Source organism: Streptomyces sp. NPDC050534, assembly GCF_044457745.1.
In the GTDB taxonomy this organism is placed as follows: domain Bacteria; phylum Actinomycetota; class Actinomycetes; order Streptomycetales; family Streptomycetaceae; genus Streptomyces.
In genome coordinates, this window is sequence record NZ_JBITHF010000004.1 from 256,791 (window position 1) to 279,267 (window position 22,477).

The 22,477-nt window shown below is 68.5% G+C and carries 20 protein-coding genes; 11 read left to right on the forward strand and 9 right to left on the reverse strand.

The annotated features are described in order from the left end of the window. Positions 1 to 41: 41 nt before the first annotated feature. The 4 genes from ACIBN2_RS15495 to ACIBN2_RS15510 are packed head-to-tail and all read right to left on the reverse strand — an operon-like array spanning position 42 to position 3,911. Positions 42 to 812 carry a succinate dehydrogenase/fumarate reductase iron-sulfur subunit gene (locus ACIBN2_RS15495; protein ID WP_399134865.1) on the reverse strand — a complete coding sequence of 257 codons (771 nt, stop codon included), beginning with the start codon at positions 810 to 812 and terminating at the stop codon, positions 42 to 44. After that, positions 809 to 2,752 carry a fumarate reductase/succinate dehydrogenase flavoprotein subunit gene (locus ACIBN2_RS15500; RefSeq protein ID WP_399134867.1) on the reverse strand — a complete coding sequence of 648 codons (1,944 nt, stop codon included), beginning with the start codon at positions 2,750 to 2,752 and terminating at the stop codon, positions 809 to 811. The genes ACIBN2_RS15495 and ACIBN2_RS15500 overlap by 4 nt, the downstream gene beginning before the upstream one ends. Positions 2,753 to 2,768: 16 nt before the next feature. Next, the gene (locus ACIBN2_RS15505; RefSeq protein WP_399134868.1) at positions 2,769 to 3,590 is read right to left on the reverse strand and encodes a hypothetical protein; all 822 of its coding nucleotides are present in this window, start codon (positions 3,588 to 3,590) and stop codon (positions 2,769 to 2,771) included. A 30-nt stretch (positions 3,591 to 3,620) separates the two neighbouring features. Continuing rightward, positions 3,621 to 3,911 (reverse strand): hypothetical protein, encoded by a 291-nt coding sequence (locus tag ACIBN2_RS15510; protein ID WP_399134869.1) that lies wholly within the window; start codon positions 3,909 to 3,911, stop codon positions 3,621 to 3,623. Between the two features lie 336 nt (positions 3,912 to 4,247). On the opposite strand from ACIBN2_RS15510, the gene ACIBN2_RS15515 reads away from it, so the two are divergent. The 7 genes from ACIBN2_RS15515 to ACIBN2_RS15545 all read left to right on the forward strand — a co-directional run bounded on the left by ACIBN2_RS15515 (position 4,248) and on the right by ACIBN2_RS15545 (position 15,183). Beyond that, positions 4,248 to 6,380: an ABC transporter family substrate-binding protein gene (locus ACIBN2_RS15515; protein WP_399134870.1), complete on the forward strand. Its 2,133-nt coding sequence runs from the start codon at positions 4,248 to 4,250 to the stop codon at positions 6,378 to 6,380. Between the two features lie 137 nt (positions 6,381 to 6,517). Then, a complete protein-coding gene (gene typA / locus ACIBN2_RS15520; protein ID WP_399134871.1) occupies positions 6,518 to 8,425 on the forward strand; it encodes a translational GTPase TypA in 1,908 nt (635 codons plus the stop codon). Between the two features lie 540 nt (positions 8,426 to 8,965). Then, entirely contained in the window at positions 8,966 to 10,003 is a 1,038-nt protein-coding gene (locus tag ACIBN2_RS15525) for an ABC transporter permease (RefSeq protein ID WP_399134872.1), read from the forward strand. A gap of 82 nt (positions 10,004 to 10,085) precedes the next feature. Next, positions 10,086 to 11,894, forward strand: coding sequence for an ABC transporter substrate-binding protein (locus tag ACIBN2_RS15530; RefSeq protein WP_399134873.1), 1,809 nt, complete (start codon positions 10,086 to 10,088; stop codon positions 11,892 to 11,894). A 95-nt stretch (positions 11,895 to 11,989) separates the two neighbouring features. Continuing rightward, the gene (locus ACIBN2_RS15535; protein WP_399134874.1) at positions 11,990 to 12,970 is read left to right on the forward strand and encodes an ABC transporter permease; all 981 of its coding nucleotides are present in this window, start codon (positions 11,990 to 11,992) and stop codon (positions 12,968 to 12,970) included. A gap of 21 nt (positions 12,971 to 12,991) precedes the next feature. Further along, positions 12,992 to 14,053 carry an ABC transporter ATP-binding protein gene (locus ACIBN2_RS15540; protein WP_399134876.1) on the forward strand — a complete coding sequence of 354 codons (1,062 nt, stop codon included), beginning with the start codon at positions 12,992 to 12,994 and terminating at the stop codon, positions 14,051 to 14,053. Positions 14,054 to 14,064: 11 nt separating this feature from the next. Beyond that, on the forward strand, positions 14,065 to 15,183 hold the full coding sequence (locus ACIBN2_RS15545) for an ABC transporter ATP-binding protein (protein ID WP_399134877.1): 1,119 nt from the start codon (positions 14,065 to 14,067) through the stop codon (positions 15,181 to 15,183). On the opposite strand, the gene ACIBN2_RS15550 is transcribed toward ACIBN2_RS15545, so the two are convergent. Together ACIBN2_RS15550 and ACIBN2_RS15555 are read right to left on the reverse strand one after the other, a co-directional pair. Further along, on the reverse strand, positions 15,180 to 15,380 hold the full coding sequence (locus tag ACIBN2_RS15550; protein WP_399134878.1) for a DUF397 domain-containing protein: 201 nt from the start codon (positions 15,378 to 15,380) through the stop codon (positions 15,180 to 15,182). The two genes, ACIBN2_RS15545 and ACIBN2_RS15550, sit on opposite strands and share 4 nt — an antisense overlap. A gap of 8 nt (positions 15,381 to 15,388) precedes the next feature. Continuing rightward, a complete protein-coding gene (locus tag ACIBN2_RS15555) occupies positions 15,389 to 16,240 on the reverse strand; it encodes a helix-turn-helix domain-containing protein (RefSeq protein ID WP_399134880.1) in 852 nt (283 codons plus the stop codon). Positions 16,241 to 16,418: 178 nt separating this feature from the next. Between ACIBN2_RS15555 and ACIBN2_RS15560 the strand changes: the two genes are divergently transcribed. The 4 genes from ACIBN2_RS15560 (at position 16,419) to ACIBN2_RS15575 (ending at position 19,135) form a co-directional block, all read left to right on the forward strand. Continuing rightward, the gene (locus tag ACIBN2_RS15560) at positions 16,419 to 16,832 is read left to right on the forward strand and encodes an ATP-binding protein (protein ID WP_399134881.1); all 414 of its coding nucleotides are present in this window, start codon (positions 16,419 to 16,421) and stop codon (positions 16,830 to 16,832) included. Between the two features lie 113 nt (positions 16,833 to 16,945). Next, positions 16,946 to 17,428, forward strand: a complete 483-nt coding sequence (locus ACIBN2_RS15565) for a hypothetical protein (RefSeq protein WP_399134882.1) — start codon at positions 16,946 to 16,948, stop codon at positions 17,426 to 17,428. Between the two features lie 46 nt (positions 17,429 to 17,474). Beyond that, complete coding sequence (locus ACIBN2_RS15570) at positions 17,475 to 17,816, forward strand: hypothetical protein (protein ID WP_399134883.1); 342 nt, start codon at positions 17,475 to 17,477, stop codon at positions 17,814 to 17,816. Positions 17,817 to 17,860: 44 nt separating this feature from the next. Continuing rightward, positions 17,861 to 19,135: an MFS transporter gene (locus ACIBN2_RS15575; RefSeq protein ID WP_399134884.1), complete on the forward strand. Its 1,275-nt coding sequence runs from the start codon at positions 17,861 to 17,863 to the stop codon at positions 19,133 to 19,135. A 139-nt stretch (positions 19,136 to 19,274) separates the two neighbouring features. Here ACIBN2_RS15575 and ACIBN2_RS15580 read toward each other — a convergent pair whose 3' ends face one another. From ACIBN2_RS15580 to ACIBN2_RS15590, 3 genes are read right to left on the reverse strand one after another with little or no spacing between them, the layout of a single operon-like run. Continuing rightward, positions 19,275 to 20,318, reverse strand: coding sequence for an ABC transporter ATP-binding protein (locus tag ACIBN2_RS15580; RefSeq protein ID WP_399134885.1), 1,044 nt, complete (start codon positions 20,316 to 20,318; stop codon positions 19,275 to 19,277). Positions 20,319 to 20,344: 26 nt separating this feature from the next. After that, a complete protein-coding gene (locus ACIBN2_RS15585; RefSeq protein ID WP_399134886.1) occupies positions 20,345 to 21,382 on the reverse strand; it encodes an ABC transporter ATP-binding protein in 1,038 nt (345 codons plus the stop codon). A 49-nt stretch (positions 21,383 to 21,431) separates the two neighbouring features. Further along, positions 21,432 to 22,412 carry an ABC transporter permease gene (locus ACIBN2_RS15590; protein WP_399134887.1) on the reverse strand — a complete coding sequence of 327 codons (981 nt, stop codon included), beginning with the start codon at positions 22,410 to 22,412 and terminating at the stop codon, positions 21,432 to 21,434. Between the last annotated feature and the right edge of the window lie 65 nt (positions 22,413 to 22,477).

Sequence of the window (22,477 nt, forward strand, 5' to 3'; positions counted from 1 at the left end):
CCCAGCCCCCGCGGATCCCGCTACAGCCCCCGCGGATCCCGCTACGAAGTCCGCCTCCTGATCTTCGACCCCAGCCATACCAGCGGGTCGTACTTGCGGTCGACCGCCCGTTCCTTCAGGGGGATCAGGGCGTTGTCCGTGATCTTGATGCCCTCGGGGCAGACCTCCGTGCAGCACTTGGTGATGTTGCAGTAGCCGAGGCCGTGTTCGTCCTGCGCGGCCTTCTTGCGGTCCAGGCCGGCGTCGGAGGCGGCGTCCAGGGGGTGCATGTCGAGTTCGGCGACGCGCATGAGGAAGCGCGGGCCGGCGAAGGCCGGTTTGTTCTCCTCGTGATCGCGGACGACATGGCAGGTGTCCTGGCACAGGAAGCACTCGATGCACTTGCGGAACTCCTGCGAGCGGTCCACGTCCTCCTGCATCATCCGGTACTCACCGGGGGCGAGTTCGGCCGGCGGCACGAAGGCCGGGACCTCGCGCGCCTTCTGGTAGTTGAAGCCGACGTCGGTGACGAGGTCGCGGACGACCGGGAAGGCGCGCAGCGGGGTGACCGTGATGGTCTCCTCCTGCGTGAACACCGACATGCGCGTCATGCACATCAGCCGCGGCCGCCCGTTGATCTCCGCCGAGCACGAACCGCACTTGCCCGCCTTGCAGTTCCAGCGCACGGCGAGGTCGGGGGTCTGGGTGGCCTGGAGGCGGTGGATGATGTCCAGCACCACCTCGCCGTCGTTGACTTCGACCTTGAAGTCCTCCAGGCCGCCGCCCTTCGGATCACCCCGCCACACCTTGAAGCGGGCCTCGTAGCTGCTCACTCGTACAGCTCCTCTTCGGCGAGGTACTTGACCAGCTCCTCCTTGTCGAAGAGAGCGAGCAGGTCGGAGCGGATGGGGTCGGTGGTCTCGCGGGTGAGGGTGATCTGACCGCGGACGGGGTCCGTGGCCGCCAAGCCGCCCGTGGGGTCGGTCAGTTGGCACAGCAGGTTGATGTTGCGCCACGTGCGTTCCATCGTCGGGTGGTCCTCGCGGGTGTGGCCGCCGCGCGACTCGGTGCGCTCCAGCGCGGCCCGCGCCACGCACTCGCTGACCAGCAGCATGTTCCGCAGGTCCAGCGCGAGATGCCAGCCGGGGTTGAACTGGCGGTGCCCCTCGACGCCGGCCCGGCGGGCCCGTACCCGAAGATCCGCCAGCTTTTCCAGTGCCTGCTCCATCTCGCCCTCGCGGCGGATGATGCCGACGAGGTCGTTCATGGTCTGCTGGAGCTCCTGGTGCAGGGTGTACGGGTTCTCCGGCGGGCGGCCGTCGTCCTCGCCGGGAGCGGGGCCCTCGGCGGAGAAGGGGCGCAGTGCCTCCGCCGCCGCCGCGTCGACCTGGACCTCGTCCACCGGCGGGCGCCCGCCCGCCAGGCCTGTCGCGTACTCGGCCGCGTGCCAGCCCGCCCGGCGCCCGAACACCAGCAGGTCGGAAAGGGAGTTGCCGCCCAGCCGGTTCGAGCCGTGCATGCCGCCCGCGACCTCGCCCGCGGCGAACAGGCCCGGCACCCCGCGCGCCGCCGCCGAGTCGGAGTCGACCGCGATGCCGCCCATCACGTAGTGGCAGGTCGGGCCGACCTCCATCGCCTCCGCCGTGATGTCCACGTCCGCCAGCTCCTTGAACTGGTGGTACATGGACGGCAGCCGGCGCTTGATGATCTCGGCGGGCATACGCGTCGACACGTCGAGGAACACCCCGCCGTGCGGGGAGCCGCGGCCCGCCTTCACCTCGGAGTTGATCGCCCGGGCGACCTCGTCACGGGGGAGCAGCTCGGGAGGACGCCGGTTGTTGTCCGGGTCCTCGTACCAGCGGTCCGCCTCCTCCTCCGACTCCGCGTACTTCTCCTTGAAGACGTCGGGGATGTAGTCGAACATGAACCGCTTGTCCTCGGAGTTGCGCAGCACCCCGCCGTCGCCGCGGACGGACTCCGTGACGAGGATGCCCTTCACCGACGGCGGCCAGACCATGCCGGTCGGGTGGAACTGCACGAACTCCATGTTCAGCAGCGGCGCTCCGGCGAGCAGCGCGAGCGAGTGCCCGTCGCCCGTGTACTCCCACGAGTTCGAGGTCACCTTGAAGGACTTGCCGATGCCCCCGGTCGCGATCACGACGGAGGGGGCCTCCAGCACCATGAAGCGGCCGCTCTCCCGCTCGTAGGCGAAGACACCCGAGACGCGCGAGCCGTCCTTGAGGATCCGGGTGACCGTGCACTCCTGGAAGACCTTCAGGCGCGACTCGTAGTCACCGGTCTCCTTCTTGTCCTCCTGCTGGAGCGAGACGATCTTCTGCTGGAGCGTGCGGATCAGCTCCAGGCCGGTGCGGTCGCCGACGTGCGCCAGGCGCGGGTACTCGTGGCCGCCGAAGTTGCGCTGGGAGATCCGGCCGTCCTTCGTGCGGTCGAAGAGCGCGCCCCAGGTCTCCAGTTCCCACACCCGCTGCGGCGCCTCCTGGGCGTGCAGCTCGGCCATCCGCCACTGGTTGAGGAACTTGCCGCCGCGCATGGTGTCGCGGAAGTGGACCTGCCAGCTGTCGTGCTCGTTGACGTTGGCCATGGCCGCGGCGATGCCGCCCTCGGCCATCACCGTATGAGCCTTGCCGAACAGGGATTTGCAGATGACTGCCGTACGTGCTCCTCGTTCGCGCGCCTCGATAGCGGCACGCAGTCCGGCGCCCCCGGCACCGACCACGACCACGTCCCACTCCTGGCGGTCGACCACGGACATCAAAAGGCCCCACTCACTAGAAGAATCGCGGATCGTCGAAAGCGCCCGAGGCGAGGAGATAGACGTAGAAGTCGGCGACCGCCACGCTCACCAACGACGCCCAGGCGAGGAGCATGTGACGGGCATTCAGTCTCCCGACGAACTGCCAGGCCTTGTAGCGCACGGGATGTTTGGAGAAGTGCTTGAGCTTGCCGCCCACGATGTGCCGGCAGGAGTGGCAGGAGATCGTGTACGCCCAGATCAGCGTGATGTTGATCAGGAACACGACGGTGCCGAGGCCCATGTGGCCCCAGTTCTCGTCCGTGTCGCGGAAGGACAGCACCGTGTCGTACGTCAGCACGAGGGCGACCAGAATCGCCGCGTAGAAGAAGTACCGGTGGATGTTCTGCAGGATCAGCGGGAAGCGCGTCTCGCCGGTGTACTTCTTGTGCGGCTCGGCCACCGCGCAGGCCGGCGGGGACGCCCAGAAGCCCCGGTAGTAGGCCTTGCGGTAGTAGTAGCAGGTCAGGCGGAAGCCCAGCGGGAAGATCAGGATGATGATCGCCGGGGAGATGGCCCACCAGCTGCCGAAGAGATCGGCGTTGGGCCCCGAGGGCATGTGCTGGCAGTTCTGCGCCAGACAGGGCGAGTAGAACGGGGAGACATACGGCGCCGAGTAGTAGTCCGCGTTCGCGAAGGCCCGCCATGTCGAGTACACGATGAAGGCCAGCAGACCGGCCGCGGTGGCGGCGGGGGCCAGCCACCAGCGGTCGGTGCGCAGATGCGGGGCGTCGATTGCGGCGCGCGTACCGGTCCGTACGCCGCCGCTGTTCAGATGTGGTTCCGTACCAGTGGCCAACTCATGACTCCGGTCGGTGTCGGGGGGCGCTCAGTGGTGGTCTCCGTGGCGCGCACCCAGTCCCTCGTCGTCCGTGTCGACCCACAGTGAGTCGTCGTACGGGGTGTCGGGGATGGTGACGAGCTCGGGCTTGCGTGGTGCGGCCGGAGTCGACGCCACCGCGCGCAGGAGCGCGACGCTCTCCCGCAGGTGATCGGCGTCGGCGCGGACGCGGCGCATGTCCAGCCCGCCACTGCCCAGCTGCTTCTCCAGGCGGCCCACGGACCGGGACAGGTCGTCCAGGCAGCGCTGCATTGTCGTCAGGTCGTCTTGCACGGACATGACGTGACCTCACTTCCATGGGCCGTCCGGCCCCAGGTGGCAACGTTCGCGCGCCTGCGAGTGTTGCGCGTCACACCTGCCGGTGGGAAGGGATGTGCAGCGATTGGCGGATTGCACGCCTCCATGTGCACGCCCGCATGCGCTCTGTATGCGCCCCCGGCGCACGTTGCGCCGCACGAGTGAGCTTCCCCGCGCCCGCCGCCGTGTCGCCGCCGGGAGGCGAACCCTTTCCTCTTCAGTGGGTCTGTAGATCTGATCAACTCCAAAATACCGCCAAATGTGATCAGACCCCCACCCGTGTCACCCGCGGGAGCGGCTCCCCGGAGGTAGGAAGAGATGTCCCACGACGGCGTCGGACCCAAGCCCGTCCGTCCCAGCGCAGCGCTGCGATCGGCCGCCTTCCTCGCCGCGGGCGCGCTCGCCGTGTCCGCGCTCACCGGTTGCAGCGCCGAGGACCCGGCGGGCAAGCCGCTCGCGGGTCCGGACGTCGCGCCCGCCGCCCGCGCCGTGATCGCCGACGGCGGCACGCTGCGCTGGGCCGTGGACGACGTGCCGGAGACGCTGAACACCTTCCAGTCGGACGCCGACGCCGCTACCGGCCGGATCGCGCAGGCCGTCCTGCCGTCGATGTACCGGCTGGACCGCAAGGGGCGGCCGGTTCGCGACGCCGACTATCTGGAGTCCGCCAAGGTCGTCAAGACCGAGCCCAAGCAGGTCGTGGTCTACAAGCTCAACCAGCAGGCCGTGTGGAGCGACGGCCGGGAGATCGGCGCCGCCGACTTCGCCGCCCAGTGGCGCGCCCTGTCCGGCAAGGACAGCGCGTACTGGACCGCCCGCAACGCCGGCTACGACCGCATCGAGAAGATCGAGCGCGGCGCCAACGACCTCGAGGTCAAGGTCACCTTCGCGAAGCCGTACGCCGACTGGCAGTCGCTCTTCACGCCGCTGTACCCCAAGGACGTCATGGGGACGCCGGACGCCTTCAACGACGGCGCGCGCCGCAAGCTCAAGGTCACCGCCGGACCCTTCTCCCTCAAGCAGGTCGACACCAAGAACGAGCAGGTCACCCTGGTCCGCAACCCGCGCTGGTGGGGCCGGCCCGCCAAGCTCGACGAGATCGACCTGAAGGCCGTGCCGCTCGACAAGCGGGCCGACGCGCTGGCCGACGGGAAGCTCGACCTGGCCGAGATCGACCCGTCCGACGCCGGCCGCTTCACCCTGGCCGGCCGCGCCAACGGCACCGGCACCCCGCTCATGGGCCCCGGTTCCCGGCGCACCCCCGCCAAGGCCCTGCAGGGCTTCGCCGTCCGCAAGTCGCTGGAACCCGCCTACACCCAGCTCGCCCTCAACGGCTCCGAGGGCCCCCTCGCGGACGAGCGCGTCCGCCGGGCCGTGGCCCGCTCCCTGGACCGTGTGTCGCTCGCCGAGACCGTGCTCAAGCCGCTCGGGCTGCCCGCGGTGCCCGTCGGCAGCCACCTCGCCCTGTCCGGGCAGGCCGTCTACGCCGACAACAGCGGCGCGCTCGGCGGCGAGGACACCGCGAAGGCGCAGGCGCTGCTCGCGGACGCCGGCTGGGTGCGCGGCGGACCGGTCGCGGAGGAGAAGAAGAAGGCCGACAAGGCCGCCGGCGCCGCGGGCAAGAAGTCCGACGACGAGTCCGAGGGCGACGACGGCACGTACATCGTCGGCGAGGACGACAAGGACGACAAGAACGGGGACAGCCGCGGCGGGGACGACAAGGACCCCAGGGACCACGCGAGGAAGCAGGAGAACGGGAAGGGGAGCGAGGAGGGCGGCAAGCACCTCGCCGACGGCAGGCAGTACGCCGGACAGCAGGGCGGTGCCCCCGGCGCCTACGCCCCCAAGGGCACCGCCGCCCCGGCGGGCGTCGCGGCCGGCCCGCTGGCCAAGAACGGCAAGCCGCTCACCCTGCGCTTCGTGCTCCCCTCGGGAACCGGCTCGGAGGTCCTGAGCACCGTCGCCGACCGGATCGGCCGCATGCTCCAGAGGGTCGGCATCACCACGCAGATCACGAAGGTCTCCGACGACAGCTACTTCAAGGACCACATCGCGTCCGGCCAGTTCGACCTCGCCCTGTACTCCTGGCCGTCCTCCGCCTTCCCCGCGACCGACGCACGGCCGGTCTACGCCAAGCCGGTCCCGGCCGCCGACGGCTCCCTCGACGTCGAGCAGAACTACACCCGCATCGGCACCGACCAGGTCGACCAGCTCTTCGACCAGGCCGCGGGCACGCTGGACGGCAGCGAGAGCCGCTCCCTGCTCCGCAAGGCCGACTCCCGCATCTGGGCCGGCGCCGCCTCCATCCCGCTCTACCAGCGCCCCCAGCTCACGGCCGCGAAGAAGGGCCTGGTGAACGCGGGCTCGTTCGGGTTCCAGACGCCCGTCTACGAGGACATGGGCTTCCTCAAGAAGGGGGCCAGGCCCGCGCCGGCCCCGTCCGGCCACTGAGCCCCGCGGCCCTGCGAAAGCCACCTCGGCCGGGGCCACGTACCATGGGGTAAGGCCGTGGCGTGTCCAGCCCGGCAGGGCCCGCGTCACACGGACGTACGCGAACGGCCTTCCTCACACTCCAGGAGTACGCCTTCATGGCCACGCGCCACGACATCCGCAATGTCGCCATCGTCGCCCACGTCGACCACGGCAAGACCACCATCGTCGACGGCATGCTCAAGCAGGCCGGTGCCTTCGCCGCCCACCAGCTCGAGGGCGTCGACGACCGCATGATGGACTCGAACGACCTGGAGCGTGAGAAGGGCATCACGATCCTCGCCAAGAACACGGCGGTGAAGTACCACCCGAAGGACGGGGGGGACGTCATCACCATCAACATCATCGACACTCCCGGCCACGCCGACTTCGGCGGTGAGGTCGAGCGCGGTCTGTCGATGGTCGACGGCGTCGTGCTGCTGGTGGACGCCTCCGAGGGCCCGCTGCCGCAGACCCGTTTCGTGCTGCGCAAGGCGCTCCAGCAGCGCCTGCCCGTCATCCTGTGCATCAACAAGACGGACCGCCCGGACTCCCGTATCGACGAGGTCGTCAACGAGACCTACGACCTCTTCCTCGACCTGGACGCGGACGAGGAGCAGATCGAGTTCCCGATCGTCTACGCCTGCGGCCGTGACGGCATCGCCTCGCTGACCAAGCCGGAGAACGGCACCGTGCCGGCCGACTCCACCAGCCTGGAGCCGTTCTTCTCCACGATCCTGGAGCACATCCCGGCCCCGACCTACGACGAGGAAGCGCCGCTCCAGGCCCACGTCACCAACCTCGACGCGGACAACTTCCTCGGCCGTATCGCGCTGCTCCGCGTCGAGCAGGGCGAGCTGCGCAAGGGCCAGACCGTGGCCTGGATCAAGCGCGACGGCAGCGTCGCCAACGTCCGCATCTCCGAGCTGATGATGACCGAGGCGCTCACCCGCAAGCCCGCCGAGAAGGCGGGCCCGGGCGACATCTGCGCCGTCGCCGGTATCCCGGACATCATGATCGGTGAGACCCTCGCCGACCCGGAGAACCCGATCCCGCTGCCGCTGATCACGGTGGACGAGCCGGCCATCTCCATGACCATCGGCACCAACACCTCGCCGATGGTGGGCCGCGGCGGCACCGGCAAGGGCGCCGACGCCAAGGCCGCGGTCAAGGACCGCAAGGTCACCGCACGCCAGGTGAAGGACCGGCTCGACCGCGAGCTGGTCGGCAACGTCTCGCTGCGGGTGCTGGAGACCGAGCGTCCGGACGCCTGGGAGGTCCAGGGCCGTGGTGAGCTGGCGCTCGCCATCCTGGTCGAGACCATGCGCCGGGAGGGCTACGAGCTCACCGTCGGCAAGCCCCAGGTCGTCACCAAGGACGTCGAGGGCAAGGTCTACGAGCCCGTCGAGCGCATGACGATCGACGTGCCCGAGGAGCACATGGGCGCCGTCACCCAGCTCATGGGTGTCCGCAAGGGCCGGATGGACAACATGTCCAACCACGGCTCGGGCTGGGTCCGCATGGAGTTCGTGGTGCCCTCGCGCGGTCTCATCGGCTTCCGTACCGAGTTCCTGACGCAGACCCGCGGCACCGGCATCGGCCACTCCATCCACGAGGGCCACGAGCCCTGGTTCGGCACGCTGACGACCCGCAACAACGGCTCCCTGGTGGCCGACCGCTCCGGTGCCGTCACCGCGTTCGCGATGACGAACCTGCAGGAGCGCGGCGTGCTCTTCGTGGATCCGGGCACCGAGGTGTACGAGGGCATGATCGTCGGCGAGAACTCCCGCGCCGACGACATGGACGTCAACATCACCAAGGAGAAGAAGCTCACCAACATGCGGTCCTCGACGGCCGACGTGTCGGAGTCGATCGTGCCGCCGCGCAAGCTGTCGCTGGAGCAGTCGCTGGAGTTCTGCCGCGACGACGAGTGCGTCGAGGTGACTCCGGAGGCGGTCCGTATCCGCAAGGTGAACCTGGACGCCCGTGAGCGCGCCCGCGCCGCGAGCCGCGCCAAGCACGGCTGATTTCAGACGGGTTGAAGCCCGGTCGCCCCAAGTGTGGGGGCGGCCGGGCTTTTTGCAACCGGTTTTCGGGCCTACGCCGTCCGGTATGCGGACCGGTACGCCCGATAGCCATGTAACACGCCCGTTTCGTGGCCTTCTCCCACCGAACAGTTTGTCCGAGTTTTGGAAGATGTACGCGCCAGCTGTGACTGAATTGAGATTTACAGACGGTGGTCGGCCCCTTGCTCATGGCAGATAGTTAGCCGCGTAGCTCGGGTCAATGGGTCTGGCGCTGTGGGGCAGCGCCCGACTCGCGAGCACCCGGGGGTGCCTGACCTTCCGTCAGGGGTGTCGGAGGGCAGAAACGTACCCCCGCCTGTTGGTGGACACGTGGAGTCATGAGGAGGAGCCCCATGTGCGGTGTCACAAGGGTCAGGTGGTTCGGTTCGTCGCTTCCGGCTGTGTGATCAGGTCCTGGAACTACGCGCGTTCCCCTGGGGGTTCGCGCGTCCTCGCGGTAACAGGAACCTCTCACACCCACACCTGTGAAATGGGCGAACTGTGACAAGTCCTATCGACGTCGAGGGCGGCGGCGGCACGTCGGTCGTGGTAGACGGAGCAACGCAGCCCCCTGCGGTACTCGAGGCCAAGGAACTTCAGGGCCGCTCTCCCGGCCAGTTGATGTGGATCCGCTTCAAGCGCGACCGAACAGGCGTGATTTCGGCCGCTGTTGTGGCCTTCTTCTTCCTGATCGCGGCGGCGGCCCCACTGATCGCGAAGCTCTACGGCAAGAACCCCTACACCGTGTACGCGGACGAGCGCCCCGAGCTCTTCGACAGCGCCGGTGTGCCGGTGCAGCCCAACGGCGGTATCAGCAGCGAGTTCTGGTTCGGCCTCGAGCCCGGCAACGGCTACGACGTCTTCACCAAGCTCCTCTACGGCATCCGCACCTCGCTGATGATCTCCCTCGCCGTCACGGTCGCCACCGTCCTCACCGGCATCCTCCTCGGTGTGACGGCCGGTTATCTCGGCGGCAGGGCCGACTTCTTCATCAGCCGGGTCATCGACTTCCTGCTCGCCTTCCCGGCGCAGCTGTTCTTCATCGCCAGCATGCCGGTCGTGGTGTCGCTGTTCGTCAGCCCGACCGACGAGACACCGGTCTACGTCCGGGTGGTCGCGCTGATCATGGTGCAGTGGTTCCTGGGCTGGATGAGCCTCGGACGCATCCTGCGCGGCACCACACTCGCCCTGCGCGAGCGGGAGTTCATCGAGGCGGCCCGGGTGAGCGGAGCACCGCCCTGGCGCATCATCCGCAGGGAGATCCTGCCGAACGTGGTCACCCCGATCCTCGTCCAGAGCACCTACATGCTGCCCAACTTCGTGACGGCCGAGGCCGGTCTGTCCTTCCTCGGCGTGGGCATCGTCGAACCGACGCCCGACTGGGGCCAGATGTTCTCCAAGGCCTCGACCGAACTCGTGATGCAGAACGACATCACCTACATGTTCTTCCCCGGCATCTCGATGATCATCTTCATCGTGGCCTTCAACCTGCTCGGGGACTCGGTCAGGGACGCCTTCGACCCCAAGACGGCGCGCTGACCTACGGATTGGGCGTCCTCGCCCGGATACCGGATGGCACTTCCTTCGCACTGGTGACACACAGATGGGTGGAAACTGAGTGATGAGTAAGGGCGGACGCCACGCATACGCCGCACTCTCAGTGCTTGCGACCGGCGCACTCGTGCTGACCGGTTGCAGCAAGGGCGGCAGCGACTCGGGTGACAACAAGAAGGCGGACAAGGAGAACGCGCAGCGCCAGCAGGCGTCCATCAAGTTCGGTGACGCCGCCGACTCGCAGGGGCCGGCGGCCGCGGTGCCGGGCGCCAAGACCGGCGGCACCATCACCGTGCCGCAGCGCGACAGCATCGCCCACCTGGACCCGGGCCAGATCTACGTCTCGAACGAGAGCCAGCTCGCGCAGCTCTACCACAGAGGGCTGACCGGCTTCAAAGCCACCAGCAACGACGGCAAGCAACACGAGGTCGTCGGTGACCTCGCCACCGACGCCGGTACCACCACCGACGGCGGCAAGACCTGGAAGTACACGCTGAAGGACGGCGTCAAGTGGGAGGACGGGTCGCCGATCACGTCCAAGGACGTCCGTCAGTCCGTCGAGCGCCTCTTCGCGCCCTTCATCAACACCGGCCCGTCCTATCTTCAGCAGTGGCTGGCGAACACGCCGGGCGCCGACTACCGCAAGCTGCTGCCGGACGGCCCGTACAAGGGCAAGCACCTGCCGAGCAGCGTGCTGGAGACGCCGGACGACAAGACCATCATCTTCCACTTCAAGACGGCGCACCCCGACCTGCCGTACGCGCTCGGCATGGTGGGCTACGCGATGGTCTCCCAGAAGGGCGACACCAAGGAGCGTTACGACAAGAAGCCGGTGACGAGCGGCCCGTACAAGATCCAGTCGTTCAAGTCCGGCAAGTCGATGGTGCTCGTCAAGAACACCAACTGGGACCCGAAGACGGACCCGCTGCGGCACCAGTACGTCGACCAGTTCAACATCACGTTCAACCAGCAGTTCGAGGACTCCACCAAGGCGCTGCTCGCGGACGGCAGCGCTGACCAGACCTCGGTCAGCTTCCAGAACTCGGTCGACGCGGGCAACCTGTCCAAGGTGCTCAGCGACCCGAAGATGAAGTCCCGTACGGTCAAGGGCTACCAGCCGTTCGTGGGCCAGATGAACATCAACCTGAGCCACCCGGCGATGAAGGACAAGAAGGTCCGCGAGGCCATCGCCTACGCCCTGCCCGTCTCGCCGTTCCAGCGGGCCTACGGCGGCTCCGACGCGATGGACATCCCGGGCGGCATCATCAGCCCGACCGTCAGCGGCTACGACCCGAACTTCGACCCGTGGGGCAAGAAGGCGAAGCCCGCAGGCGACCCGGTCAAGGCGAAGGCACTCCTCAAGGAGGCCGGCAAGGTCGGCATGAAGCTGACCTTCGGCTACATCAACTCCCAGGAGGGCCAGGCCTATTCGACCGCCATGGCGGCGGGCCTGAAGAAGGCCGGCTTCGACGTCCAGCGCCAGGAGATCCCCGCCGAGTCGTACTACGACCAGGTCAGCAAGATCAAGAACAACTACGACATCTTCAACTCGAACTGGGGAGCCGACTGGCCCTCCGCCTCGACCGTGATCCCGCCGAGCTTCGACGGCCGGCAGATCGCCGACGGCGCGTCGAACTACTCGCAGCTCAACGACCCGAAGGTGAACAGCGAGATCGACCGCATCAACAAGATCACCGACCCGGTCAAGGCCGCGGCCGAGTGGGAGAAGCTCGACAAGTACATCGTGAAGGACATCATCAACATCGTCCCGACCGGTTACTTCAAGCAGGTCCAGATCGCCGGTTCCAAGATCGGTGGCCTCGCCTACGACGACATCATCGCCGGCATCGACCCGCGTCGCGTCTACGTCAAGTAACCCCCGCCCGACCCGGTGTCCGGCGCGCTCACCCGCCTCGTGCGGCGCGCGCCGGGCACCCCCCGGTCCGCTGACGCCTGAGAGCTGCCACTGCCATGCTGCGCTTCCTCGTCCGCCGGTCGCTCGGCGCCCTCGTCATCCTCTTCCTGCTGAGTATCGTCGCGTTCCTGCTGTTCTTCGGCATGCCCCGCGACCCGGCGCTCCTGATGTGCGGCAAGGGATGCACACCTGCCAACATCGAGAACATCCACCATGTGCTCGGCCTCGACAAGTCGATCCCCGAGCAGTACTGGATCTTCCTGCACAACCTCGTGGCGGGGAGCGACGGATTCGCCCAAGGGCCCTGCCCCGCACCCTGCTTCGGGTACTCGTACCACACCAACGAGGAGGTCTGGAACACGCTGATGGACCGGCTGCCCACCACCCTCTCGCTCACGCTGGGCGGCGCCATCTGCTTCCTGATCCTCGGTCTCGGCACCGGCCTGATCGCCGCCTGGAAGCGCGGCACGCTGGTCGACAAGACGTTCACGGCCGGGGCGATGGTCATCAGCTCGATGCAGATCTACTTCCTCGGCCCGCTCCTCCTGGCCGTCCTCGTCTACCAGACCCACGTCTTCGACAAGCCCGTCTACAACCCCTTCTCGGACGATCCGGTCGCCTGGTTCACGGGGCTGATCGTGCCGTGGGTGGTGCTGTCCACGATCTTCGCCTCGCAGTACACCCGTATGGCACGCTCGTCGATGATCGAGCAGCTCCAGGAAGAGCATGTGCGCACCGCACGCGCCAAGGGCATGTCGCGGCGCTACGTCTTCTTCCGCTACGCCTGGCGCGGCTCCCTGATCCCCATCATCACCATCTTCGGCATCGACCTGGGCTCGCTGCTCGGCGGCGCCATCATCACCGAGTACACCTTCGGCCTTCCGGGTCTCGGGCGGCTCGCGGTGGAGGCGGTGCAGTTCAGCGATCTGCCGCTGCTGCTCGGCGTGATGCTGTTCTCGGCCACCATGATCCTGCTCTGCAACATCGTCGTCGACGCCGCGTACGCCTGGATCGATCCGCGCGTGCGGCTCGCCTAGGCCGGGTAGGAGGAGACTGTCGTGACCACTGTGACCAAGGAAGCAGGGGCTCCCGTACCGGCCGACGCGGGAGCCTTCCTCTCGGTGCGGGACCTGCATGTCAGCTTCAAGACCGAGGACGGCGTGGTGAAGGCCGTCGACGGCCTCTCCTTCGACCTGGAACGCGGCAGGACGCTCGGCATCGTGGGCGAGTCCGGCTCCGGCAAGTCCGTCACCAACCTGACCGTCCTCGGGCTGCACAACCCGATGTTCACCACCGTCGAGGGCGAGATCCTCCTGGAGGGACGGGAGTTGACGACGGCGCGGGAGTCGGAGCTGGAGAAGCTGCGCGGCAACAAGGTCGCCATGATCTTCCAGGACCCGCTCACCGCCCTGTCGCCGTACTACACGGTGGGCCGGCAGATCGCCGAGCCCTTCATGAAGCACACCGGGGCCTCGAAGAAGGCCGCCTGGGAGCGGGCCGTGGAGATGCTCGGCAAGGTGGGCATCCCCAACCCCAAGGAGCGGGCGAAGGACTACCCGCACCAGTTCTCCGGCGGTATGCGCCAGCGCGCGATGATCGCCATGGCGCTGGTCTGCGACCCGGACCTGCTGATCGCCGACGAGCCGACGACCGCGCTGGACGTGACGGTCCAGGCCCAGATCCTCGATCTGCTCAAGAGCCTCCAGCAGGAGTTCGGCTCGGCGATCATCTTCATCACGCACGACCTCGGGGTCATCGCCGACATGGCCGACGACATCATGGTGATGTACGCGGGCGGCGCGGTGGAGCGCGGCACGACCAGAGAGGTGCTGCGTGCCCCGCAACACCCGTACACCTGGGGTCTGTTGAACTCCATGCCCCGGCTGGACTCGGATCTCGCCGCCCCGCTCGCGCCGATCCCCGGCGCCCCGCCCTCCCTGCTGAACCCGCCGTCCGGCTGCCGGTTCCACCCGCGCTGCACATTCCAGGACCGCGTCGGCGGGAACCGTTGTGTCACCGAACGTCCGCTGCTGGGCCCGGACCGCGACTCCGCGTGCCACCTGACGGCGGAGCAGAAGCACACCATCTTCGTCGAAGAGATCAGGCCCCGTCTGGGCTAGGAGGAGACGGCATGACAGAGGACCTCGTCCTCCCAGCTCCGCGGGAGACGGCCGGCGGGCCGGAAGGGGAGCCGCTGCTCGAAGTCAGCGGGCTCACCAAGCACTTCCCGGTCAAGGGCGGCTTCCCGATCCGGCGCACCATCGGTGCCGTGCAGGCGGTCGACGGCATCGACCTGGCCGTGCACGTAGGCGAGAGCTTCGGCCTGGTCGGTGAGTCCGGCTGCGGCAAGTCGACGACCGGCCGGCTGATCACGCGGCTGCTGGAGCCGACCGCGGGCAAGATCTCCTACCGCGGGCAGGAGATCACCCACGCGAGCCGCAAGCAGCTGGCGCCGATCCGCTCCGAGATCCAGATGATCTTCCAGGACCCGTATTCGTCGCTGAACCCGCGCCAGACGGTCGGCAAGATCATCGCCGGCCCGATGGAGATCAACGGCGTCAACCCGGCGGGCGGCCGCGAGAAGCGTGTGCGTGAGCTGCTGGAGATCGTGGGCCTCAACCCCGAGCACTACAACCGCTTCCCGCACGAGTTCTCCGGCGGTCAGCGCCAGCGTATCGGCGTGGCAAGGGCGTTGGCCCTGGAGCCGAAGCTCATCGTGGCCGACGAGCCCGTCTCCGCCCTGGACGTCTCCATCCAGGCGCAGGTCGTCAACCTGCTCCAGGAGGTCCAGCAGGAGCTGGGCATCGCGTTCCTCTTCATCGCCCACGACCTCGCCGTCGTACGCCACTTCTCGCACCGCGTGGCCGTGATGTACCTCGGAAAGATCATCGAGGTCGGCGACCGCACGTCCATCTACACCCGGCCCCGCCACCCCTACACCCATGCCCTGCTCTCGGCCGTTCCCGAGGTGAGCCTCTCCGCGGACCAGGAGGAGGCCCAGCGCGAGCGCATCCGCCTGGCCGGCGATGTCCCGTCGCCCATCTCCCCGCCCTCCGGCTGCCGCTTCCGCACCCGTTGCTGGAAGGCGCAGGACAAGTGCGCGACCGAGGAGCCGCCGCTGGTCCGGCTGTCCGGCAACCACGACGGGCACCTGACGGCCTGCCACTTCCCGGAGGAGCCGACGATCGAGGCGCGGGAAGAGGACATCGTTCTGGACCCGGCGCTGGTGGCGCTCGAGGAGGACGATTAGCCCTCCGGGCGGTGCGGGGTTTTGAGGGCGTTGATGAAGGGAGCGAAGGCGCCGACCCGGACGGTGAGGATGCTGCCGGCCGGGTTCTTGGAGTCGCGGATGGCTATGTGGGTGTGGTGGGGCGCGATCTCCACGCAGGCGTTGCCGTCGCCGCTTCCGGAGTACGAGGACTTCTGCCAGTTGTCGGGGGTGACCATCGGGTGCCTCACAGCTCTTTCGTCAGCCTGTGGATGAGGTCACGCGACCGCTCGGGTTCGAGTGACACCGTCTCCACTCTACGGAAGAGTGTTCGGAAGACACCGAGTTGAGCCTCGGAGTCGATGAAGAGCGAACCGTGAGGGCCGTCGCGTACGACGGTGTCCAATCTCGGGACGGTGCCGCCCGCGTACACCATGGCAGCTGTGATGTCGGCGAACTCCTCCAGTGCGAAGGGGATCACGCGCACGGTGATGTGGTCCGCCTCGGAGAGCTCCAGGATGCGGACGAGTTGAGCCCGTGAGGTGGCGCGGCCGCCGACCTTGATGCGCAGTGCCGCCTCGTGGACCACGGCCTTGTACGGGGTCGCCTCCTTCTCGACGATGGCGCGCCGTTGCATCCGGTGCCGGACGCGCAGCTCCAGTTCGTCTGCCGGGAGTTCCGGAACGCGGCGCGAGAACAGTGTCCGGGCGTAGTCCTCGGTCTGAAGGAGGCCGGGAACGTGCAGGAAGTCCACGTCCCACCGGTAGGCGGCGTGGTGCTCCAGCTCGGACAGGTCCAGGAACGACGTGGGGAGCAGGCCGCGGTACTCCTCCCACCAGCCGCGAGTCCGGTCTGTTGCCATCGCCACCAGAGCGTCGAGCAACTCTCCGTCCGAACACGCGTAGTTGGCGGCCAGTCGGCGCAGCCGCTTCTCACTCACGCCGGTGAGGGCGGATTCGACCTGGTTGATCTGCGTGGAGCTGACTCCGAGCAGTACCGCTGCCTCCCGGCCCGTCAGGCCGGCCGCGGCACGAAGTCTGCGCAGTTCGATCCCCAGGCGCATCTGGCGCGCCGTTGGATCGCGCCTCAACCCGGCCATCCACTTCTCCTCGGTTCAACGCGCCTGCGGGCGCGACTCGTTCGGGGTCAGGTTACGCGACCGGATTGCTAGACCTGGAAATGCAGGTCTACTGTCAGTGATGTGCCGAACACGCCGTGAAAGCATCCCGCGCTGTCGAGGCTCTCCGAAACCCCCACGAACCAAACGGAGTTGACGCATGCTCGAAATCGAATCCGAACCCTGGGAGTACTCCCTCTACATCCCGCACGATCCCCGCGCCGTCACCGTCTGTCGCCGGACCCTTCGGCTGATCCTCACGATGCACGGACTCATCGGGCTCGTGGACGTCGCTGAGCTGCTCGCGACGGAGTTGGTCTGCAATGCCGTACGCCATACCAAGGGGCCCGCCGCGCTACGGGTCCGGTGGGCCGCCGGGGTGCTGCGGATCGGGGCCTGGGACGCCGACCCCGAACCCCCCGAGCCGCCGCAGGCGTTGGAGCGGCTCGCGGAGGCGGAGGCAGGGCGAGGGCTGGCGCTGATCCGGGCGTGCGCCGACGCGTGGGGGTGGCAGCCGCTGTCCAGGCACGGAAACCGGGGGAAGTACGTGTGGTGCGAACTGGCCGCCGCGTAACCGGTATTCGATTGACGCGTGTGTTCGACGATGTAACGGTGAACCCGCGCCACCAAAGAGGCGCTTCGTGCATCACCTCCCCGCTGACCACGGGGAGAACAGAGGGGGAACAAGTGCTTCACCACACTGCCGTCAAGGCAGCGCTGTCCGGTGCTGCCGTCATATCGGCTCTGCTGATCCCGGCAGCCGGTTCCGCGTCCGCCGCGGCGCCCGCGTCCGGGCAGACCGTCACACCACGGGCCACCAGCTATGACGCCAAGTGCAGGAGCCACAGCCGTACCTACGTCCTGAAGAAGTACTACCGCCAGGTGCCCGTCGGCCCGCCCACCTTCATCACCCTGCGCTGCGGCACCAGCACCTGGGGCTGGAAGCACATCAAGGCGCGGCACGGCTGGAACAGCACGATGGACCGGAAGATCAGCGCCGCCATCGGAACCGGGGACCCCAACGGCCGCGGCGGTTACTCCACCTACGCCAATCAGTGCCCGCGCATCGAGAAGTTCCGCACCATCATCGGTACCCCGGGCGGGCACAACGACCTCCTGACCGCCTACAAGGTGGACCAGCCGGCCGTCGCCGGCGCCGCCCGCTGCTGAACACGGTGCCCGGGTGCGGGCCGAGGTGAAAGGGTGGTTGACCCCTGTGGAGGAACAGACGCCGGCCGAGCAGGCCCTGAGCCGCTCGTACGTCACCGCTGACGGACTCCGGTTCGACGTCGCCGGAATGACGGTCGAGCACCGTCCGGACCGCACCGCGACGCTGACGTACCGGCTGACCGTGCGCCGCCCGGACCACCCGGACGAACGCTGGGTCGTCGCCCTCCCCTGGGACGACAAGTCCTTTGTGGATGTGCTCACTTCGCCCGCGCCCCCGCCCGACCGGCTGCTGCAGCTCGTGCACCTCGTCCACGCCCATCTCGAGGAATGGTGGGACACGAAGGGACACAACCGGCAGTCGGCAAAGATGGGACGGCGACTCAGCTGACCCGTCCGCCCACGCACCACCTCGCGGACGTAGGGTGCTTGGCCGTGACAGCTTCTTCGAGCGGGGCGCCCTTGTGGCGCGACGGGCTGTTCGTGATGCTCGCCGGCGCCCGTGTCATCTCCGTCCTGGGCAACGGATTCGCGCGGGTGGCGCTCGCGTTCGCGGTACTGGCGCTTCCGGGGGGCGACGGGGGCCGGCTGTCGCTGGTGGTGGCCTGCCAGGCCCTGCCGCAGCTGGTGTTCATCCTCGCCGGCGGCGTCGTCGCGGACCGGATGTCACGGTCGAGGCTGATGGCCCTGGCCGACGTCCTGGGGGCCGGGGCGTACGGCGGCCTGGCCGCCATGGTGCTGACCGGCCACGCGCCCCTGGTGGCACTGTGCGTGCTCGCGGCCGTGGCAGGCTCGGCGACGGCCCTGTTCGCGCCCGCGATGGACGGCCTGCCGCCCCTGATCGTGCCGGCCGACCGGCTGCAGCGCGCCAACGGCCTGCTGCGGATGGGCACCAACAGCTCCCTGCTGCTGGGCCTCACCCTCTCCGGCGTCACGGTGGCGTTCGTCGGCGCCGGCTGGGCCCTCGCGATCAACGCCGCCTCCTTCGTGGTCAGCGCCGCGCTGACGTCCCGCCTCGGTGTGACCGCGGCACCGCGGAAGAAGGCGTCCGGATGGGCCGATCTGCGCGAGGGCTGGCAGGAGTTCTCCTCCCGGCAGTGGCTGTGGGTCGTGGTCGTCCAGTACGCGATCGTGGTCGCCGCGCTCAACGCCAACGTCGGGGTGCTGGGCCCGCTGACGGCCCAGCAGCATCTGGGCGGGGCGCGGGCCTGGTCCGTCATCGTGGGCGCGCAGGCCCTGGGCACCATCGCCGGCGCGGGACTCGCCGCCCGCGTGCGGGTGCAACGGCCCATGCTGGTGGCCGTGTTGTGCACGTTCCCCGCCGCCGTGCCCGTCGCGCTGCTCTGCGCCCGGGCGCCCGTATGGCTGATCGCGGCGGCCATGTTCTGCGCCGGCATCACCAGCGACGTCTTCGGCGTCCTGTGGGCCACCACCATCCAGCGCCAGGTCCCCGAGCACGCCCTGTCCCGCGTCAGTTCCTACGACTGGTTCGGCTCCCTCACCCTGGCTCCGCTCGGCCTGCTCGTGGCGGGGCCGGTCGCCCAGGCCGTGGGCACGGGCCGGGCCCTCGCGGGCTGCGCCGCCCTGATCGTCCTGGCCACCAGCGCGGCCCTGCTCTCGCCCCAGGTACGCACGCTCGGCACGCAGAGGGCACCTTCCAGGGCCGTAGAGGCGCCGTCGGCCGCCCCCGAGCACCAGACGGGTACCTGACAGCGTCAGGGCGGAGAAAGGCCCACGCGGCGCGAGCGCGGCGTGGGCCTTCGTCCCCGGGAAGCGGACGTTCGGGGCTCGGGTCAATGGGCCTTTTGAAGGTCCGTTCCGAAAGAGGGCGGCTGACGAAAGGGGTGTGTCAGACCGCCGCCTCGGGGTCCTTGGAGAGAACGGCGGCTACGGTCTCCGCCGTCTCGGGGTAGTGGCACGCGGTCAGGTGGCCGGGCTTGTTGCCCTCGACCTGGACCAGCGGCGGAGCCTCGCTCGCGCACTTGTCCGTCGCCTTCCAGCAGCGGGTGCGGAAGCGGCAGCCGGAGGGCGGGCTGATGGGGGAGGGGACGTCGCCGACGAGCCGGATGCGCTCGCGGGCCGGCGTGTCGTCCGCCGTGGCCTCGGGGACGGCGGACAGCAGGGCCCGCGTGTAGGGGTGGCGCGGGTTGCCGTACAGGTCGTCGCGGTCCGCGATCTCGACGATCTTGCCGAGGTACATGACCGCCACGCGGTGCGAGAAGTGGCGTACGACGGCGAGGTCGTGGGCGATGAAGACGAAGGCGATGCCCAGCTCCTGCTGCACCTTCTGGAGCAGGTTGACGACCTGCGCCTGGATGGAGACGTCCAGGGCGGAGACGGGCTCGTCGGCCACGATGAGCTTCGGCTCCAGGGCCAACGCCCGTGCCACGCCGATGCGCTGGCGCTGGCCGCCGGAGAACTCGTGCGGGAAGCGGTTGTAGTGCTCGGGGTTGAGGCCCACGATCTCCAGCAGCTCACGCACACGCTTCTCGCGGCCACCGGCGGGGTTGACGCCGTTGATCTCCATCGGGCCGGCGATGATCTTGCCGACCGTCTGGCGCGGGTTCAGCGACGCGTACGGGTCCTGGAAGATCATCTGGATCTCGGAGCGGATCGGCGCCAGCTGCTTGCGGCTCGCGTGGGTGATCTCCTGCCCGCGGTAGGAGATCTTGCCCGCGGTCGGCTCCAGCAGCCGCGTGATCAGCCGGCCGGTCGTCGACTTGCCGCAGCCGGACTCGCCGACCAGGCCGAGGCTCTCGCCCGCGGCCACCTGGAAGTCCAGGCCGTCGACGGCCTGCACTGCGCCGACCGTGCGCGGGAACGGGAAGCCGCCCCTGATCGGGAAGTGTTTGGTCAGCCCGGAGACGTCCAGGAGGGGGGTGGCGTTGCTCATGATCGTGAAATCCCGTCTCGTGTCCGTCAGTTGTGCCGCGACGCGGCGAATTCGGCGAAGAACTCCTCGCGCTGCTCGAGCGAGAGGTGGCAGGCCGAACCCCGGCCGTCGACCACGTCGAGCAGCGGCCGCTCGGTGGAGCACAGACCGTCCGCGACCTTCTCGGTGAAGGTGCAGCGCGGGTGGAAGCGGCAGCCGGACGGGGGGTTGAGCAGCGACGGCGGCGAGCCCGGGATCGGGTTCAGCGGCACGTCGACCGAGCCCTCGAGGCTCGGCATCGAGGTCATCAGGCCCAGCGTGTACGGGTGCTGCGGCCTGCGCAGCACCTCCTGCTTGGTACCGCGCTCCACGCACCGGCCGCCGTACATGACCAGTACGTCGTCCGCGATGTCGGCGATGACGCCGAGGTCGTGGGTGATGAAGATGATCGCGGTGCCGAACTCCTGCTGGAGGTCCTTGAGCAGGTCCATGATCTGGGCCTGGACGGTCACGTCGAGAGCGGTCGTCGGCTCGTCGGCGATCAGCAGCTCGGGGTCGCAGACCAGCGCCATGGCGATCATCGCGCGCTGGCGCATACCGCCGGAGAACTGGTGCGGGTAGTCGTCAACCCGGACGTCCGGCTGGGGGATCCCGACCCGCCGCAGCATCTCGATCGCCCGCGCCCGGGCCTCCTTCTTGGAGGCGCCGGTGTGCTTGCGGTACGTCTCGCCGATCTGGGTGCCGATGGTGTGGTACGGCGACAGCGAGGCCAGCGCGTCCTGGAAGATCATCGACATCTTGTTGCCGCGCAGCCGCTCGAGCTCGCGCTCGGTGGCCGTGAGCAGGTCCTTGCCGTCGAGCAGGATCTCGCCGTCGATCGTCGTACGGGCGGGGTCGTGCAGGCCGAGGATCGACAGGTTGGTGACGGACTTGCCGGAACCCGACTCGCCCACGATGCCGAGCGTCTTGCCCTTGGCCAGGTCGAAGGAGAGGCCGTCGACGGCCTTGACGATGCCGTCCTCGGTGGAGAAGTGGACCTTCAGGTCCCTGACGGAGAGGAAGATCTGCTGGTCGGTGCTCGTCACTGGGACGCTCCAGGGGTGATGCGGGGGGTCGGGGGCAGGGCGGCGGAGGTCAGGCGAGCCGGATCCGCGGGTCGATGAGGGCGTAGACGGCGTCGACGATGATGTTGAAGAACACGATCGCGCCGGCCGACAGCACGGTGACGCCGAGCAGCATGGGCAGGTCGCTCTTGTCCACGGACGAGAGCGCCAGCCGGCCGACACCCTGGAGGCTGAAGACGGACTCGGTGATGATCGCGCCACCGATGAGGGTGGCGAGGTCGATGCCGAAGATGGTGACGATCGGGCCCATGGCGCCGCGCCAGGCGAACCGGAAGAAGACGTTGCGGCGGGACAGGCCCTTGGCCCGGGCCGTGCGGACGTAGTCCTCGCTGAGCGTCTCGACCAGCTGGGAGCGCGTCATACGGGTGTAGTTCGCGGTCCAGATCAGGGACAGCACCAGCCAGGGCAGCATCAGGCCGGAGGCCCAGCCGACGGGGTCGTCCGTCAGAGGCGTGTAGGAGGGGTTGTCCAGGATGTCGAGCTTGGCGACGAGAAGGTACATCGCGAGGTAGCCGACGAAGTAGATCTGCATCGAGGAGGCGACCAGCGAGGCCGAACTGGCCACCTTGTCCTGCCACTTGCCCTGCTTGACGGCGGCCATCATGCCGGTGCCGATGCCGAAGACCAGGAAGACGACGGCGGAGCCGAAGGCGAGCGAGAGCGTCAGCGGCAGCCGGTCCAGGATGGTGCCGAGCACCGGCTGGCGGTTGGCGAACGAGTAGCCCAGGCACGGGGCGTTGCAGTGGCCGAAGCCTGCGTAGTCGCGTCCGACGAAGACGCCCTTGAGCCATTCCCAGTACTGGACCGGGATCGGGTGGTCGATGCCCAGGTTGTGCCGGATCTGCGCCAGCATGTCGGGCGTGCAGTTCTTGCCGCAGGACATCGTGGCCGGGTCACGCGGAACGGCGTAGAAGAGCCAGAAGGTGACGGCGCTGATGATCAGGAGGATGACCAGCGCGCCGAGAACTCGGCGGACAAGGAAGCGGGGCATGAGGGCGTGACTTTCCGGACGGGGCGCCGTCGCCGGGGAGAGGAGGGGGGTGGGCCACCGCGGGG